Source organism: Modestobacter sp. VKM Ac-2982, from assembly GCF_026967935.1.
In the GTDB taxonomy this organism is placed as follows: domain Bacteria; phylum Actinomycetota; class Actinomycetes; order Mycobacteriales; family Geodermatophilaceae; genus Modestobacter.
In genome coordinates this window covers 1-17,077 of the sequence record NZ_JAPVBL010000002.1, presented here as the reverse complement: position 1 = coordinate 17,077, position 17,077 = coordinate 1, and the positions used below count along the sequence as shown (strand labels likewise).

At 75.5% G+C, this 17,077-nt stretch carries 12 protein-coding genes and 1 pseudogene; 6 read left to right on the top strand and 7 right to left on the bottom strand.

Features of this window, described 5'->3' with window-relative positions:
• The first annotated feature begins 118 nt into the window (after positions 1–118).
• Positions 119–1,285, top strand: a complete 1,167-nt coding sequence (locus O2W20_RS07050; protein ID WP_269173350.1) for a hypothetical protein — start codon at positions 119–121, stop codon at positions 1,283–1,285.
• A gap of 57 nt (positions 1,286–1,342) precedes the next feature.
• Here O2W20_RS07050 and O2W20_RS07045 read toward each other — a convergent pair whose 3' ends face one another.
• Complete coding sequence (locus O2W20_RS07045; protein WP_269173351.1) at positions 1,343–3,040, bottom strand: GMC oxidoreductase; 1,698 nt, start codon at positions 3,038–3,040, stop codon at positions 1,343–1,345.
• Positions 3,041–3,242: 202 nt separating this feature from the next.
• Here O2W20_RS07045 and O2W20_RS07040 point away from each other — a divergent pair, with 202 nt between their 5' ends.
• The 4 genes from O2W20_RS07040 (at position 3,243) to O2W20_RS07025 (ending at position 7,937) form a co-directional block, all read left to right on the top strand.
• Entirely contained in the window at positions 3,243–4,751 is a 1,509-nt protein-coding gene (locus O2W20_RS07040; protein WP_269173352.1) for an esterase/lipase family protein, read from the top strand.
• A 64-nt stretch (positions 4,752–4,815) separates the two neighbouring features.
• Positions 4,816–5,310, top strand: coding sequence for a LysM peptidoglycan-binding domain-containing protein (locus tag O2W20_RS07035; protein WP_269173353.1), 495 nt, complete (start codon positions 4,816–4,818; stop codon positions 5,308–5,310).
• 41 nt (positions 5,311–5,351) lie between these two features.
• Positions 5,352–6,935 (top strand): hypothetical protein, encoded by a 1,584-nt coding sequence (locus tag O2W20_RS07030; RefSeq protein ID WP_269173354.1) that lies wholly within the window; start codon positions 5,352–5,354, stop codon positions 6,933–6,935.
• Between the two features lie 3 nt (positions 6,936–6,938).
• Entirely contained in the window at positions 6,939–7,937 is a 999-nt protein-coding gene (locus O2W20_RS07025; RefSeq protein ID WP_269173355.1) for a hypothetical protein, read from the top strand.
• Here O2W20_RS07025 and O2W20_RS07020 read toward each other — a convergent pair.
• From O2W20_RS07020 to O2W20_RS06995, 6 genes and pseudogenes are all read right to left on the bottom strand, one after another.
• Positions 7,879–9,018, bottom strand: coding sequence for an NAD(P)/FAD-dependent oxidoreductase (locus O2W20_RS07020; protein ID WP_269173356.1), 1,140 nt, complete (start codon positions 9,016–9,018; stop codon positions 7,879–7,881). The two genes, O2W20_RS07025 and O2W20_RS07020, sit on opposite strands and share 59 nt — an antisense overlap.
• Positions 9,000–11,258: a hypothetical protein gene (locus tag O2W20_RS07015; protein WP_269173357.1), complete on the bottom strand. Its 2,259-nt coding sequence runs from the start codon at positions 11,256–11,258 to the stop codon at positions 9,000–9,002. The genes O2W20_RS07020 and O2W20_RS07015 overlap by 19 nt, the downstream gene beginning before the upstream one ends.
• A gap of 12 nt (positions 11,259–11,270) precedes the next feature.
• On the bottom strand, positions 11,271–12,839 hold the full coding sequence (locus O2W20_RS07010) for a peroxidase family protein (RefSeq protein WP_269173358.1): 1,569 nt from the start codon (positions 12,837–12,839) through the stop codon (positions 11,271–11,273).
• 135 nt (positions 12,840–12,974) lie between these two features.
• Positions 12,975–13,715 (bottom strand): AfsR/SARP family transcriptional regulator, encoded by a 741-nt coding sequence (locus O2W20_RS07005; protein ID WP_269173359.1) that lies wholly within the window; start codon positions 13,713–13,715, stop codon positions 12,975–12,977.
• Positions 13,716–13,938: 223 nt separating this feature from the next.
• A complete protein-coding gene (locus O2W20_RS07000; RefSeq protein ID WP_269173360.1) occupies positions 13,939–15,150 on the bottom strand; it encodes a cytochrome P450 in 1,212 nt (403 codons plus the stop codon).
• A 31-nt stretch (positions 15,151–15,181) separates the two neighbouring features.
• Positions 15,182–16,114, bottom strand: a pseudogene (locus tag O2W20_RS06995) (PDR/VanB family oxidoreductase); the annotation flags it as partial.
• Positions 16,115–16,261: 147 nt separating this feature from the next.
• On the opposite strand from O2W20_RS06995, the gene O2W20_RS06990 reads away from it, so the two are divergent.
• Entirely contained in the window at positions 16,262–17,026 is a 765-nt protein-coding gene (locus O2W20_RS06990; RefSeq protein WP_269173362.1) for an IclR family transcriptional regulator, read from the top strand.
• The last annotated feature ends 51 nt before the right edge of the window (positions 17,027–17,077 follow it).

The window sequence follows — 17,077 nt, the reverse complement described above, 5'->3', positions numbered from 1 at the left end:
ACGGCCCCGCACCGGCGACCGCGGGCGCACACTGGTCGCACGCGCCGAGACGGGATCCTGCGCAGGACGGGTGCAGCGCCGGCGGCGCGACGATCCCGGCGGACCGCTGGAGCTGGCCGTGCACGATCAGAGCGGGAACGGGCAGGCGGGGTTGCTCGACGCCATCCGCGCGAGGCGCCAGGGCGTCCACGCCTACGTCGACGAGAAGACCCCCGCCAGTTCGCGGCTGTCGACGATCAGCATCGTCAGCAGCGCGGTCGCGGCGGCGCTGACGGCGGGACCGGCGCTGGGCGGACCGAGCTTCGCCGAGACGGTGCAGGACGGCCTGTCCCTGGACCGGTCGCAGACGGTGTGGCGGGTGCTGTGCTTCGCCGCACTGGCGGTGTCCCTGACGGCCGCGGTCTCGGCCAACCTGAACAAGGCGAACGACCTGACCGCCCGGCTGGCCGCGGCGGAGACGGCCGGCGCGTTGCTGGACGGCCTGGACGCCCGGCTGCGGTTCGGCGGGCTGGCGGTCGCCGACGCCGCCGCGGAGTACCGGGAGATCGTGGCCACGATCCCCTTCGTCCGAGAGGTGTGGCAGGACCGGGGATCGGGGTCAGCCGCGGGCGGCGGTGGCGCGCGGGCCGGCCGGCGCTGGACGGACTCCGCGGCGCGCCTGGCGGTCGTCCCGATCGTCGCCGCCGTCCTGCTGCTCGCCGTGCTCGTCGGGCTCGCCCGTGGCATGTCCGGGGCGGCGGCGGAGCCGGGTCCGGCAGCGCCTCCGGCACCGACCGCCCCGCCGGCGCCGACGGCCGGACCGGCCCCCTCCCCCACGGCTGCCGTGGGCGAAGCCGTGTTCGGCGGCCGGACGGCGGAGGCGGGGATCAGCCTGGCCATCGTGACCGGGGACGGGGAGGCGGCCGCGTACCTGTGCGACGGCCGGGCGATCGAGGCCTGGCTGACGGGCACGGTCGTCGGTGACCGCCTGGCGCTGACCGGGCGGGACGGCGCCACCCTGACCGGCACCGTCAGCGGCGAGCTGATCTCCGGCGAGGTCAGCACACCGGACGTGACGACCCCGTTCGTGGCGCGGGCGGCGGAGGAGCCGGCCGGGGTCTACCGGGCGGACGTCCAGGTGGACGGGGCCGACACCCGGGTCGGCTGGGCCGTGCTCCCGGACGGCAGCCAGGTCGGGATCGTGAGCCTCGACGGCGCGCAGGCCCCCGCACCGCCCCTCGACCTGGACGACCGCACCTTCCGGCTGGACGGAGAGCTGTACGAGGCCCAGCGCCTGGCCCCCTGATCCCGGCTCAGCAGCTCGGTCCCGGTCCTCGCGCTGCCGCCTGCCCGGTGCGTCCGCTCAGGGGACCGGCAGCTGGTGGGCCAGCCGGTCGGCGAGGGTCAGCCCGGTCAGCACCGGGTTGGCCGAGCCGACGGTCGGGAAGGCGGCCTGGTCGCAGCTGTAGGCGTTGGCGAGGTGGTGGAACCGGCCCAGTGGGTCGGTCACCGACGTCGCGGCGTCCTCGCCCATCCACAGCGTCCCGGACTCGTGGTAGGTCGTGCCCAGCCCGCGGTGCCACTCCGGGAAAGGCCGCTCCAGCGGGAAGGGCTGGTCCTGCCAGCCGCCGTCGTACCGGTACTGGATGCGGCCGGGCCCGCCCGCGAGGTGCTGGGCCAGCGCGAGCGCGGCCACGTCCATCTCCCGCCAGGTCTGCAGGTCGGCGCCGGAGGTCATCAGGTGCACGAACGCGCGGGGGACGCCGAACTCGTCGTGCTCGAACGGGCTGAGGTCGATCCAGCTGCGCTCCGGGTGCGGCACGGGCGTCCCGGCGTCGCCGGTCATCTCCGCCACGCCGCGCAGGGTCAGCGGCACCCACTGCGGGTCGGGGTCGGCCAGGTGCGCCTCGAGCTCCTCCACGTCGGGCACCATCTTGAAGAGCAGGTCGTCGGAGTCGCCGCGGCTGGTCGAGGCGGTCAGCTGCAGGTGGAACGCCCCGGTCTGCGCCTGCCCGCGGACCAGCAGGGCGGCGGTCTGGACCCGGTCGCCCACCGGTCCGAGGGCGTCCCGGTGGACCCGCACGGCGAAGTCGCTGCGCAGGTGGGCCATGAGGTTGCGCCCCATCAGCGGCGTCGGGAACGAGTGCAGGGCCAGCCGGGTGCTCTCGATCGCGCCGGCGGCCAGCACCACCGAGCAGTCCGCCCCGAGGCCGAGCAGCTGCCGGTCCCCGGCCACGTCGACCTCGACGGTCTGCACCCGGCCGCCGCCGGCGTGCAGCGCGAGGACGTGCGCCCGCGGGACGACGAACAGCCGGCGCGCGGCGTCCGAGCCGCCCGCGGTGCGCACGTCCCGGCGGACCATGTCGATCAGCAACGGCAGGCTGCTGAACTTGTCGAAGCCGAACAGCCCGGAGACCGGTGAGCTCCCCTGGACGGCCAGCGGCGCCGGCTCCACCGCGGTCAGCCCGTCGACCGCGGCCACGCCGGCGGCGACCGCCGGGGAGAGCGCGTCGTGCAGCTCCCCGAAGACGAAGTCCGTCCCCGGGACGACGCCGGTCTCGCTCTCCAGCCGGGTGTAGCGCGTGCGCAGGTCCGCCGCCGTCGCGGCCGGCCAACGGGCCAGGTCGCCGTCCAGCAGCCGGGGGCACCACCCACCCCAGTACAGCGACTTGCCGCCGAGGCAGTAGGCCTGCCCCGGGAAGGCCACGTTCCCCCGCCACGGCAGGCCCCACACCAGGTCGCGCGCCGTGCCGGGGTCGACCTCGACCGGTGCCGGGACGTCCAGGCCGAGGCGGCCGAGGTTCTGCACGTGCTCGGCCACCAGCAGGCTGCCCGCGTCGAGCAGCAGCACCCGCGCGGTGGGCCGGGCCCGGTACAGCGCGGCCGCGAGGTGGGCGCCGTAGGCACCCCCGCCGACGACCACGGTGGTGAACGGCGCTCCCCCGTTGCCGGTCGCCTCGGCCCAGGTGCTGCACGCGAAACGGCCGAGCGCGTCGGTGCTGAACGCGGTCTCCTGGACGGCGACCTGCCCGCCCGTCGGTTGCAGCTGTGGCAGCGGCATGGCCGGAGTGTCCGCGTCCGGCCGGGCCGGCGCCAGACCCGTGCACGCGCCGGCGAGGGACCCGCCGGACGCCACGCCGGGCCCTCCGGCGGCCGTGACGGATCGGTGACGGCCGGGACCGAGCATGGGCGGCAGCCGGTGTGCGTGCGCGTCACGGTGCCCGACCGGCTCGGCGTGGAGCCCGGTCGACGGGAGGTGCGCGGTGCCCGGAACGCTGCCGATCGTCTACGTCCGTGGCTTCGCCGGCGACACGTCCGGCATCGACAAGGCGGTCGACGACCCGCTCTACGGCTTCAACCTCGGCTCCACCCACGTCCGGGTCGGCGGCGAGGGTGACCCGGTCTTCTACCAGTTCGAGGGCCCGTTGCTGCGGCTGCTCGGCGAGCGGGGCTACCGGCTGCACGTCGATGGCGGCCAGGAGACGTTCCTGGCGTGCCAGCCGGACGGGTCCCTGGAGCCGGCCACCCTGTGGATCCACCGCTTCTACGACCGCTCCGCCACGACGTGGCGCGCACCCCGCCCGCAGCCGTTCTCCATCGAGGAGGCGGCCGAGGACCTGCTCGACCTGGTGGAGCAGGTCCGGGCGAAGACCGGGGCGCCCCGCGTGCACCTGGTCGCGCACTCGATGGGCGGGCTGATCTGCCGCTCGATGATCCAGCGGGTGGTGCCCGACCGTCGGGACGGCGTCCGGGCCCGGGACCTGGTGGACCGGCTGTTCACCTACGGCACCCCGCACGGCGGGATCGAGTTCGAGGTGGGGTTCGGGCTGCTCGAGGCGCTGCGGGACGAGTTCGGCATCGGCGGCGGGGACGTCTTCGGCCGGGAGCGGATGTACGAGTACCTCACCCCCACCGCCCGGCGGCAGGCGCGGGTGCCCGACGACTGGAACCCGCGGACCAACCCGGACGAGGACAACTTCCCGGCCGAACGGATCTTCTGCCTGATCGGCACCAACGCCACCGACTACGCCGCAGCCCACGGGCTGTCCGCCCGGGTCGTCGGCGTGAAGAGCGACGGCCTCGTCCAGGTGGAGAACGCGCTGGTGACCGGGGCCAACTCCGCCCACGTGCACCGGAGCCACAGCGGCCGGTTCGGCCTGGTGAACTCCGAGGAGGGCTACCAGAACCTGGTGCGCTTCCTGTTCGGGGACGTGCGCGTGACCGCCGACCTGCTGGGCCTGCGACTGCCCTGCGACGAGGAGCTGACCTGGCAGGCCGAGGCCTGGGTCTCGGTGCGTGGCCTCCCGGTCCTGCTGCACGCGCAGAAGGCCGCACACCACTGCCCGATCCTCATCGAGCAGCCCGCACCTGAGGACCCCGCGGACCGCCCGGTGCCGCTGATCACCACCTACCTGTGGAGCGGGGCCGCCCGCCCCGTCGCGCGCATGCGCTACACCATCTCGCTGCGGCTGCTGTCCCTGCGCGAGGACCACCGGGTCTTCTCCTGGACCGACCACACCGAGGGCAGCCTGGACTTCGAGGACCACCTCGTCGTCGACGTGGGGCAACGGCCCGGTGGCGGCCTGGCCGCCTGGGCCGAGTGGGGCTCCCGGATCGAGGTCCCGCTGCGGGCTTACGAGGCGGCCGGGGAACCGCTGACCGACCTCGACCCGGCCGCCGGCTCGTGGCGGGCCGAGGTGCCGCTGCCCGCGGGTGGCGCGTTCCTCGGCCCCCGGGCGGCCGTGGTGCTCACCGTGCGACCCGCGGGATGACGGCCGGGTGACGACCCGGTGACGTCGCGACCGGAGCCTGGTCCTGACGACAAGGAGGTGGACGGTGGCCCGTCTGATCGAGGTGCGGCAGCCCCGGGAGCACGACCTCGTGGCCGCCAGGTTCGCCCTGGCCGGCTTCGGCTCCGGCTTCGAGGCCACCGTCACCTGGCGGCTGCTCGGCGCCGGCGGGGCGCCGCTGGGCGAGGGGCTGGTCCCCGGGGTCGGCTCCATGGGGGTGGTCGACGACTTCGCCCTCGAGGTCGCGCTGCCAGGCGGGGTGCAGGCCCGCGGCGAGCACGCGCTCCTCCAGGTGTTCGGCGACGACGCGTCCGGCGAGAACCCGCCGGGCACCGACCTGAACCAGGTCCGGGTGACGCTCTTCACCGGCATGCAGGGCTGGCGGCTGCACGAGGTCGTGCCCGGCGACACCCTCTCGGCGATCGCCCGGGACCAGGGGCAGGGCACCACCGTCGGCGACGTCTTCGAGGCCAACCGGGACAGCCTGATGGACCCGGACCTCATCTTCCCGGGGCAGGTCCTCCGGGTCCCGCTCTTCTGACCACCGGCCGGCCGCCACGTCGGCCACCTGGAGCGATCGCCATGGGCTCCCCGGCTCCCACCGACACCAGCTGCGCCGCCTTCCGGCGGCTGCCGTCCGAGGCCCTGCGGCCCGGCGCCGTGCACCGCTTCGTCGTCGGCGAGGACGACGCCGTGCGGGTGCTGACCGGCGAGGAGGCCGCGGCCGAGCTCGCGGACCCCTTCGCCACGCTGCTGTTGCTGCGCGGCGTGTTCCCGCGGACGGCCGGCGAGGTGCTCGACGAGCTCGACCGGGCCACCCCGGCGGACGACCCGCTGCGGCAGGGGTTCTTCTTCCTGGTCGGTGAGGGCAGCCAGATCCCGATGAGCGCGGCCACCGCCTCGGTCGACCGCCGGCTGCGCTTCCTGGCCACCCGCGGGGCCGGGCCCGACGGGGCGGAGGTCCTGATCAGCGCCTTCCACCCGGATGAGGGCGACGTCGAGCTGATGGCCTGGGACCAGCGGACCGGCGGCTTCAACTACTTCCAGACGGTGGGCGCGACGTCGGCCTGGGTGTTCGCGGGCAACTCCCGGCACGCGCTGCGCGCACCGACCCAGGGGAAGGGCCCGTTCGAGAGCCACCTCAGCGGCAACTTCGTCATGAAGGAGCTGCGCTTCCCGTGGCTGCACTGGCACTCGCAGGCGGCCAACGTCCTCCCCTCGGTGCTGCCCCGCGACCCACCGCTCGCCGACCACCCCTGGGTCACCGGCCGGGACCCCCGGGGCGCGCTCACCTGTGAGGTGGCGGTCGCCAAGCCCGGCATCCTGCGGTGGACCAGGACCCGGTTCCAGCAGCTGCTGGCCGACGGCGGCGTCGTCGAGGACCCGGCCCGGGTCATGGTGCAGGTGCTCGGCACGCCGAGTGTCAACCTCATCAGCAGTCAGACCGAGAGCCGGGCCGCCGCCGGCGGCGTCGTCGACCTGCCGCAGACGTTCTTCGTCGACTCCGAGGGCCTGACGGAGGTGCTCGGACTGCAGGAACCGCCGCCGTTCACCGTCTCCGGCGACCTCTACACGGCCAACCTGGCCTCCTTCCGGGTGCGGCTGACCGACGGGCGGGGCTTCGAGCGCGCCGGCGACACGCACTTCGCCTTCGCCGTCCCGGAGCGGGCCTTCGAGGACCGCGCCGTGCTGGAGGAGGCCCTCCGCACCGGTCTGCTGACCCGCCGGCTGGCCGCCTGCCTGCTCATGACCGACTTCCCCAACCCCGTGTTCTCCGCCCGCCGGGAGGCCCTGCTGGCGCACGTGCCGGCGCGTGCGGTGGTGACCGAGGGGGCGAGCAGCTTCTCCCAGGAGATGGGCGACGCGGTGGCCGCAGCCGCGGAGGGCACGCCGGCCGGCAGCCCGGAGCGGGAGTTCGCGGCCCGGTGGGCGCTCGGCGAGGACTTCCAGGCGTCCTTCGACGCCGAGCTGCAGGACTACTACGGAGCGGTGACGGCGCGGCTGGCGACCCAGGACGGCTACGACGACGTCGTCCGGCTGGCGGAATCGCGACGGGCCCGGGTGCGCACGATGCCGATCTCCGAGACCCCCCTGCTGTTCGCCCGCACGGACGTCCCACCCGGGGACCGGACGATGCGGGCCGACGCCACGATCGTGGAGGGCTGAGCGGTGCCGGTGCTGGACAGGTTCGACACCCCGGCGCGGCTGCCGGAGCCGGACGACGCGGGCCGGGACGCGTGGAGCGCGCGCGTCGCGGGGCTCGTGGCCCCGCTGGCGGCCCGGTTCACGCAGTTCTTCGACCCCACGGCCACCGACGTGTCGGCCGATGCCGTGGCACCGCCGATCGTGTGGAACGCGTTCCCCGCCACCCTGCTCCAGTCCGCGACCTCGCAGGAGCAGCGCTGGCGGACCGCCGACGCCAGCCGGCACCGCCAGGACGAGTACTGCGAGTGGAGCGTCGAGCGCGACGGCGCGGGCACCGTCACCCGGGTCACCTTCACCACCGAGGTGCCGGAGTACTACGAGCACCTGGCCGCGCAGGACCCCGACCGCCTCCTCGCGCTGTACCGGGAGCTCGTCGGCCCGCACGTCCAGCCGGACGAGCTGATCGTGGGCGGCCGGTACGTCCGGGAGAACGTGCACAACCGCTCCACCGAAGGCCGGCTGGTCCACCTGGTCCAGCGGAACAACACCCTGGGCGCGGCGATCGTGCTCGCCGCGGAGGCCACCGTGCTGCGGCACGACGCCGCCGGCGAGCCGGTCACCACCGCCCAGGCCCTCGTCCGGTGCGGGGGTCTCGGCGAGCCGCTGCGCAACAGCGACCCCCAGATCGCCGCGGCGACCAACGACGCCGCGGCCACCGGTGCCGAGGTGTCGCTGCTGGACCCGATGGGCCTCTACCTCGACGGCCTGCTCACCGCCGGCATGCGCACCCCCGACGGGGAGGACCCGGCCACGTTCTGGACGATCGAGCGCGGCGACGCCGAGCACGCCCTGCGGGCCGGCTACGCCGTCCCCCCGGAGCGCGGCTACGCGGTCGGGGACATCACGCTCGACGGTCGGCCGATCCGCTTCGGCGCCCAGCTGGCCGACCGGGTCGGGGTCCGGCTCACCGCGCTGGTGGACCCCGCCGGGCACCGCCCGGTGCGGCTGCCGTGCGTGGCCTGACGGCGGGCCGGTCGCGGTCAGGCAGTGGGTCGGAGTCCGCCCGGTGGGCCGGGGACCAGTCCGGGAAGAGGGCGTAGCGCTGGTCGAGCCGGGCCACGTCGGCGCCGAACCAGTCCGCGAGCCAGCGCCGGTACCCGTCGAGCACCGCCTCCTCCGGCAGCAGCCCTCGCAGCGTGTCCGCGACCGCCCGACCGGCCACGGCCCCGGTGACCAGCGCCCGCAGCACCCCCGAGCCGGAGCACGGGTCGAGCAGCCCCGCGGCGTCACCGGCGACGAGCAGCCCCCGGACCGCCGGGACGGTGGCGCGGCGCCAGGTCACCGTGGCCGCGTGCGGCCCGGTGACCGGCTGCAGGTGACCCGGGTGCGGCGGCGGACCCGGCAGGCCTGCGCCTTGGCGCACGTCCAGGCGGACCCAGGCGTGCACGTCCGGACGCACCGGTGCGGTCCAGGTCCAGCCCGCCCGGTCAGCCCGCAGGTGGGGCACGGCCCGCTCCGGCCAGCTGCCCGCGAGGTGGCCCCACGACGCGACCAGCGGCCGGCTGACCCGGTGGACGGGGAGGCTGAGCGCACGGGCCGACCAGTGCCGCCCACCGCTGGCGTCGACCACCCAGGCGGCGGGGAACCAGCCCCGGCTGGTGTGCACCCCGTCGACCCGCCCGGCCGGGGACACCGTCGGCCGGAGGGCCCGGCAGTCCCGGTGCACGGTGACCCCGACCGCGGCCGCTCGCCCGAGCAGCAGCTCCGCCAGCTCCCGCCGTGGCGCCTGGTACCCGGTCCAGGGCGCTCCCGGTGGCCCGCCGAACGGCACGAAACGCGCCGGTCCGCCCCAGGCGACCCAGTGCCCGGGGTGCCGCAGCCACCCGCTGGCCGCGACCTCCCGGGTGATCCCGAGCTGCCGCAGCACCCCCTCGGCGCCCGGGTGCAGGGTCTCCCCTGGCCGCTCCCGGGTGACCGCCGAGGCCTCGACCAGGACCACCGACAGCCCGGCGACCGCCGCCGTGACGGCGGCCGCGGTCCCGGCCGGCCCCGCGCCCACGACCACCAGGTCGACGGGCCCGCCGGTCAGCCGCTGCTCGCCCACCCGCCCGGCTCCTCCCGGGTCAGCACGACCACCGGGTCGACGAGCAGGTCGACCCGGCGGCGGACCTCGACGTGCACCCGGTCGACCGCGGTGGGATGCGGGCGCACCGCGCCGCGGAGGAAGACCACCACCCGGTACAGCGGCCCGGTGAGCCGCACGCCGGCCGCCGTCCCGGCCGACACCGCCTCGGCGTCGGCCGGGTCCAGGGCCCGGAACGACAGCACCGACCACCGGGCCTTCTCCCGGACGACGGTGCGAAAGTCCTGGGTGGTGTCGACCCCCAGCGCTTCGTAGGCGCGGGCCATGGCCAGCACCCGGGACCGGTACTCGTCCTCCCGGACGGCGCCGGTCAGGGCCAGGGTCATGGCGCCGCGCAGCGAGGTGGCCACGTAGTCGGCGTGGTCCAGGCTCGGGTAGTCCACGACGTCGGCGCCGTCGACCCGGGCCGGGCGCGGACCGGGCACGCCGTCCCACGGCAGGTCTCCGACGACCCCGATCTCCTCGTCGGTCAGCGGTGCCACGGTCGGCCAGTCCGGCATCGGCTGGAAGGTGCGCGCGGCGTCCGGGGCCACCGCCGGCCAGAAGGCGCTCAGCGCGGCGCACAGCTTCGAGTCCTCGGGGAACGGGCTGCCCAGACCGTAGGCGGCCAGGTGCACCGGGCCACCGACCCGGCCGTCGACGCTGACGTCCCAGCCGGGGGCGAAGACGCCGGCGGCGTCGTCGGGCAGGTGGGAGTGGCGCTCGGTGTGGGACGTCTCCAGCCGGGTCCGCTCCCCCGGCGGGGACTGGGGCCGGCACACGATCGCGGTCACGGTGTCGTCGTCGGGGCGGAAACCGCTGCCGGACAGGGTCAGGTTGGCCGGGAACCGCTCGTCGGACAGCGGATCGGGTGGGACCCGCCAGATCGTCGTCCGCAGCCGGCTCGGCACGCGGGTCGCGGCCCACTCGGTCAGCTCCCGCTGGTCGGTGCTGGGGAAGAAGTCCGGCGCGGCCACCAACGAGTAGGCGCTGCGGCTGCGCGGCAGCTCGGGCGCGAGCTCCGGGACGACGGCGGCGACCCAGCCGTCCCCGGTGAAGTCCACGTGGTGGCGGGCCCGATAGCCCCCGGCGGCCACCACGCCGGCCACGTCGGGGCGGGTGTTGAGGTCGGTCTCGGTCCCGTCGTCGGCGACCGCGGAGCGCACGTGCACGTACTCCGGCCCGTGCCGCCACAACCCCTCGGCCGGGATGTTGAGGCTGGAGGACAGCGGCTGGTTCGGCGGCACCCGGAAGGTCAGCGGCCGGCCCTGGTACTCGGCCGGCTCGACCAGCCGCGCGTGCGGCACCGGTACGACCGTGCCGGGCCCGAGCCCGGGGTCCTCGGACAGCTCGGCGATGCCGTCGGAGAACCGGAAGGGCGGGCGGTCGACGTCAGGGCGCCCCCACGAGGCGTCCGGCCCCAGGGCCAGGTGGATCCGGCGGAGCTTCTCGTTGGTGTGCGTGACCGTCAGCCGGACCGACAGCGTCCGCCCGCGGATGCACTCGGCACCCGGGAACAGCTTGTGCAGCGGTACCCAGAACCGTCGGCCCGCGTCCCCGGGACCCGACCCGTCCGCCGGCCGGAACCGCATCGGCACGGCGCCTGCCTGGTCCCCGGGGACCAGGACGGCCAGGTAGGGGGCGTATCGGGCGGGCAGCACCCGCACCCCGTGCGGGTCGTCCGCCACGGTGGGCAGGAAGCCGCGCAGCCGGCCGTCCCAGCGCGGCGGGGCCGTACCGACCCGGGAGACCCCGGTGCGCGCGAACACCAGGTCGGCGTGCCGCTGGTGCGGTGTCTGCGCGGACGGGCGGTACTCGGTGGCGAACACGACGATCGCCAGGTTCCCCGTGCCCGCCGCCACGAGGAGCTCGGCCAGCGACGGTGGGCGCACGCCGAAGACGTGGTCCTCCACCACGGACAGCTCGGCCGGCGTCGCGAACCCCGTCAGTTCCCGGCCGTCCGGACGCCGGGTCACGTTCGGCGAGGCCAGCGCGTGCAGGAGCAGGCTGCGCGCCGGCGACCGGGGCTCCACCCCGCGCCGCCCCTCCGCCGCGAAGTCCTCGAAGCCGGGCACCTCCCGGTCGACCCCGGGCAGCGGGCGGGCCAGCTCGGCGGCCAGGTCCGCGGCGCCGATGTCCAGGCCGTGAGCGACCAGCAGGTCCGCCCAGCCGTGCGGGGCCAGCCGGTCGCAGAGGGCCCGGACGTCGTCCAGCAGAGCCACGGTGGCTCCGGCTCAGGGCTGCTGGGCGAGACGGAGGAGCTGCGGCATGTCGAACGAGCCGTCGTCCCGGGCCAGGGGCGGCTGCGGGCGCCAGGCCGGTTCGACGCTCAGGTAGGACAGCGGGTCGTGCGCCAGCAGCCCGAGGAGCACCTCGGCGACGATCCGCCCGCCCACCGGCCCGAGCGCCCGGCCGCCCTCCAGCAGCTCGGCCTCCTTGAGCACGTAGAACCACAGCGGCGGGTGCATCGCCAGCTCGCCGTCCAGGTCGTCCAGGCCCAGCTCCTTCGCGGTGAGCGGGGTGATGCCCATCGCGCGGGCGACCGTGGTGCCGGCCGGCAGCCCGAGGCGCAGGCCTCGCTGCAGGTTCCGCTCGGCCAGCGAGTGCGGCGGGTCCGCGGCGACCGATGCGGGCAGCGAGGCGAGCGGCCCGGCCAGCGACGTGTCGATCGCCAGGCTCGGCTGCGCCTCGACCTGCGATCCCGGCATGTCGAACAGCAGGTCCCACTCCACCGCCCACTGGGGCGGGAGACGGCGGAAGCCGTTGAGGTTGGACAGCTCGTCCGGTGGCAGCTCCGGCCCGAAGACCGGGATCGGTCCCTGGTCACCGCGTGCGCCCTTGACGAACTGGTTGATGTCGTACCGGCCGCGGATCATCGAGTGCCCGAACCGGTAGGCCGCGACCGAGAACTCGACCGGGACGTACGCGGTCTGCTGCGGTGCGTAGAACTGGAAGTGCGGCCGGGGCAGGGTCACCTGCTCCCCCCGGGTGCCGACGACGAGGGTCTCCGGGCGCAGCACGTCGTCGACCACCGCCCGGCCCACGATGCGCGTCAGGAAGTCGTGCACCACCACCCACTGGTAGTGCCAGCGCACCAGCCGCTGGGTCTCCTTGAACGCGTTGTCACCGGTCAACGGCGTCGTCGCCACCACCAGCTCGGCCACCTGGTTGTGGAACCGCAGCATCGTGCAGTGCAGCTGGGAGACCAGCGTGTTCTCGTCGTTGCGCGGGTCGCCGATCAGCGCGCGGCCGAAGAAGACCTCCTCCTCACCCCGCCGGCGCGGCTCGTTGCGCGGCAGGTCGGGTCCGGCGCCGCTCGGCTCGTCGGGCACCACCCCGACGTCCTCCCCGAGCCTGAACCGCATGAGCCCGCCGGAGTCGTCGTACAGGTAGGGCTGGTCGGCCGGGCCGCGGCCGTAGAGCGAGTCCAGGTCGAAGCGGGGTGTCCGGAAGTTGTGCAGCGCATCGGGGTCGTTCTGCCGCTGCAGGCTGGAGACCGGGTCGAAGGTGATGTCGTGGTCGATGAACTGGCCCAGGTAGGTGTAGCCGGACGGGATGCCCGGGTTCTCCACCGGACGCCCGCCGGGGTTCATCCGGGCCGCGAGCGCGGCGAGCGCCTGCGGCTGGTGCTCGAACACCGGCAGGTGCCGGAACATCCGCCCGAACGGCCCGCTCGCGTGGGACGACGAGGGCAGCACGTCCACACCCCGCAGGGGGCGGGCGTGGTGCTTCGGCTCCGTGGGCGTGGTGATCGACGGGAAGATCGTGTCGGGTCGTTCGACGTCGTCGGCGTCACGGGCCATGACGTGCCCCCTCCGGTGGCTGGCAGACGGGTGTCCGTGGCACAGCATCGGCCGGGACCGCCACGCTCCCGTCACCGCGGCGTGAGCACCGCGTCACGCCCCCGTCTGCACCAGGAGGGGCGTTCCGACGGGCCCTCAGACCGCAGGTGTCCGCACCCGCCGGAGGGCGCCGACCAGCTGGTCCATCTGCGGGGTGGGGGCGACGCCGAGCTCGGCGGCGAGCAACACCCGGAACGAGTCGTAGGCGCGCACCGCCTCCACCACGTTGCCCTCGGCCAGGTGCACCCGGACGACGGCGCGGTGCGCGCTCTCCCGCAACGGCTCGGCCTGGGCCGCGGCGTAAGCAGCCTGGGACGCCTCGCCGAAGCGGCCCGCGGTGATCAGCCGGTCGGCCAGCGCCTCCAGGGCGTGGATCCGCAGCTGGCGCAGCCGCTCGCGCTCCAGCAGGACCCAGTCGTCGTACCAGCCGGGGAGCAGCTCGCCGCGGAGCCCGACGTCCGGCACGGCGGCGACGCCGTCCACGGGGGCCTGCCGGCCGAGCACGCCCTGCGCCCACTCGGTCAGCTCCCGGACGTCGACGCGGACGCCGGCCGCCAGGCTGAGGACTCCCCCGGACGCGACCACCAGGCCGGGGGCGACCTTGTGCAGGCGCCAGAGCGCCGAGCGCAGGCTCCCCAGCGCATGCTCCTCCGGGACGTCGGGCCACAGCTGGCCGGCGGCGGCGGTCCGTGCCAGCCGGCCGACCATGCCGAGCCGGGCCACCACCCGCTGGACGCCGTGCGGGAGCTCACCCAGGGCGGTGTCGGGCCCCGACCCGTCCCGGTGCAGGGCGAACCCGTCGAGCAGGGCCACGTGCGTGGTCGGGGAGGCGTCCACGAGTCACTCTCCTCGGCACCCCTCGGAGGTGGGAGAGGAACGTGCGCTGGGGTGCCGCAGGACTGCGATCGTCGGGACGTCACCCATCGCTGTCAATCGGCTCGGCCCCGTGACACCGGGATTCACCGAGCCAGTCACCCACCGCAGTCGGCAACTCACCCGGGGGGAAGGTCGTGGCCACAGCAACCGGGAGCACAGCAACCGGGTGCACAGCAGCCGGGGGCTAGGCCAGCTCCACCGACATCGGCAGGCTGTCCCATGCGCGCAGGGTGTTGTTGTGGTGGCGCCGCGTCGGGCCGGCCAGCTCGATCCTGGCGACCCGCCGGGCCAGCGCGGTGAGCACCGACTCCGCCTCCAGCCTGGCGACGTGCTGCCCGACGCACTGGTGCAGCCCCATCCCGAAGCCGACGTGGCCCGAGGGGTCGCGTCCGAGGTCGAAGGCGTCGGGGGCGGTCCAGCGCCGCGGGTCCCGGTTCGCCGCCGCGAGGAACATCAGGACCTTGTGGCCCTCCGGGACGACCGTTTCCCCGATCCGCACGGCGGTGGTCGTCGTCCGGAAGAAGGTCTGCACCGGCGACTCCCACCGGATCGCCTCGTCGAAGGCGACCCGGGCCAGCCCGGGGTCGGCGCGCAGCCGCGCCCACTGGGCCGGGTTCGTGGCGAAGGCGTACAGGACGGCGGAGATGCCGTGCACCGTGGTGTCCACGCCGGCGGTCAGCAGCGACCGGACGACCAGCGGCGCCTGCTGCGGGGTGAGATCACCGCGGTCGGCGGCGGCCCAGATCGCCGCACCGAAGCCGCCCTCGGCCAGCGACTCCCGCCGGCACTGCTCCCCCACCCAGGCCGACAGCTCCGCCACCCGCGGCGCGCCCCTGGCCACCAGGTCGTTGGGCGGCCCGAAGGCGTTGAACGCGTGGTCGCCGTAGGGCAGCAGGTTCTCCCGGCCGTCCGGGCCGAGGCCCACCGCGTCGGGGAACACCCGCAGCGGGAAGGCCTGGGACAGCGCCGGCACGGCGTCGAACTCGGTGCCCTCGGCGAGCACCTGGTCGACCAGCTCCTCGGCGTCGGCCGCCCAGCGCTCCCGCAGCTGGCGGAGGGCCCGCGGACCGAGCACCGCCGTCAGCACCCGCCGCGGTGCGTCGTGCCGGGGCGGGTCGGCCTCGAGCAGCAGGCTCGGCGGCCGCCACGGCTCCTCCGTGCGGAAGTTGCTCAGGCCCACCCCGGCCGCGGACTGGAACTGCTGCCAGTCGACCAGCGCGGCGTGCACCTCCTCGTACCGGGCGAGCGCGTGGACGTCGTAGCGGCTCAGCCAGGTCACCGGCCCGGCCTCGCGCAACTGCTCGTGCAGCGGCAGCGGGTCCTCGAGGACCTCGTGACTGAAGGGGTCGGCGTCGCTGACCGGCAGGCCGGCCGTCGGGCTCGCGGTGCGGGTCATGCGGAGCTCCTCGTCGGGGCGGGGTCGGTGGTCACAGGTCGAGGACGAGGCGGTCGCTGCAGGAGCGAGAGACGCACGGGTACATGCAGTCGGCCGCGGCCCGCTCCTCGTCGTCCAGCAGTGCGTCCCGGTGGTCGGGCTGCCCGGCGAGCACGGTGGTCTCGCAGGTGCCGCAGGTGCCCTGCCGGCAGGAGGAGAGGACCTCGACCCCGGCGCCGGCGATCGCGTCCAGCACCGAGGTCCCCGGTGCGACGACGACGGTCCGCCCGGAGCGGTGCAGCTCGACCTCGAAGGGCGTCGTCCGCACGGGTGCACCCCGCTCGGCGGCGACGAACCGCTCGGTGTGCAGGGTGTGCGGCGGCCAGCCCGCGCAGGCTCTCTCGATCGCGCCGAGCAGGGGCGCGGGGCCACAGCCGTACACCCTCGTCCCGGCCCGGGGCTCGCCCAGGAAGCCGGGCAGGTCCAGCAGGCCGTGCTCCTCCTGCGGGCGCACCTGGACCCGGCCGCCGTGGGCCGCGAGCTCGTCGAGGAAGGCCATCGAGCTGCGTTGCCGGCCGCCGTAGAGCAGCCGCCAGTCCGCACCCAGCAGCTCGGCCTGCACGACCATCGGCAGGATCGGGGTGATGCCGATGCCCCCGGCCACGAACAGGTAGGAGTCCGCGGGCACCAGGGGGAAGTTGTTCCGCGGCCCGCCGAGGCCGACCACGTGCCCGGGTTCGAGCTGCTCGTGCACGTAGGCGGACCCGCCCCGGCCGGCCGGCTCGAGCAGCACGCCCACCCGGTAGGAGCGCGCGTCCCACCGATCCCCGCACAGCGAGTACTGGCGGGTCAGGCCGTTGTCCAGGGTCAGGTCGACGTGCGCGCCCGGCGTCCAGTCCGGGAGCCGCCCGCCGTCCGGCGCGGCCAGGGTGAGGGTGACCACGCCGTCGGCGACCGGGGTCTTCTCCTCCACCCGGACCACCGCGCGGTCCACGCCCGTGCCCCCAGCCCGCCGTTGCTGCACTCCGAGCACACCGACCTCCTCGTCGTCGTTGCGACGAGCGTGCGACACAGGTCACGCGCCGACCCAGCCGCTTCTCAATGGACGAGAGATCGGTGTCACACTCGCCGGGTGGCCCGCACCCCGACCGGAGAGTCGGTGCTCGCCCGCGCGGTGCGGGTGCTCGACGCGTTCACCGCCGACGAACCCACGCTGGCCGTCGGGGAGGTCGCCCGGCGGAGCGGCCTGCACGTCGCCACGGCGTCCCGCCTGGTCGCCGAGCTGGTCGCCCACGGGTTGCTGGAACGCGGCCCCGGGCGCCAGGTGCGGATCGGCGTCCGACTCTGGGAGCTCGGCGCCCGCGCCTCCCCCACGGTGTCGCTGCGGGACGCCGCCATGCCCTTCCTCGAGGACGTGCACGCGGTCGTCGGCCACCACGCGCAGCTGGGCATCATCGACGCCGAGGACGTGCTCTTCGTCGAGCGGCTGAGCGCCCGCGACTCGGTCATCAACTTCTCGCGGATCGCCGGCCGGCTCCCGCTGGCCACCTCGTCGTCCGGCCTGGTGCTGCTGGCCCACGCGCCGCACCCGGTGCAGGAACGGGTCCTGGCCGGCCCGCTGCGGCCGGTCACCCCGGCCGGCCTCCACACCCCCGCACAGCTGCGGGCTCAGCTCGCCGAGGTCCGGCGGACCCAGTCCGCGGTGCTGGCCGGGCACCAGCACCCCGACGCGACGGGCGTCGCGGTCCCGGTCCGGGACGCTCGGAACGAGGTGGTGGCCGCCCTGTCGGTCGTCGTGCCCAACGACGGCCGGGGCGCCGATCTGGTCCCGCTGCTGCTGTCCGCGGCGCGCGGCATCACCCGCGCGCTGCGCGCGCCGGCCCCGGCCCCCAGCTGACGACGAGCGCCGGACACACCAGCGGCCGGTGACCCGATCGGGTCACCGGCC

What these genes read in the sequence shown, in the direction of transcription:
- O2W20_RS07045 (WP_269173351.1), bottom strand. Translation starts at nt 3,040, where the DNA reads ATGCCGCTGCCACAGCTGCAACCGACGGGCGGGCAGGTCGCCGTCCAG.
- O2W20_RS07030 (WP_269173354.1), top strand. Translation starts at nt 5,352, where the DNA reads ATGGGCTCCCCGGCTCCCACCGACACCAGCTGCGCCGCCTTCCGGCGG.
- O2W20_RS07010 (WP_269173358.1), bottom strand. Translation starts at nt 12,839, where the DNA reads ATGGCCCGTGACGCCGACGACGTCGAACGACCCGACACGATCTTCCCG.
- O2W20_RS07000 (WP_269173360.1), bottom strand. Translation starts at nt 15,150, where the DNA reads ATGACCCGCACCGCGAGCCCGACGGCCGGCCTGCCGGTCAGCGACGCC.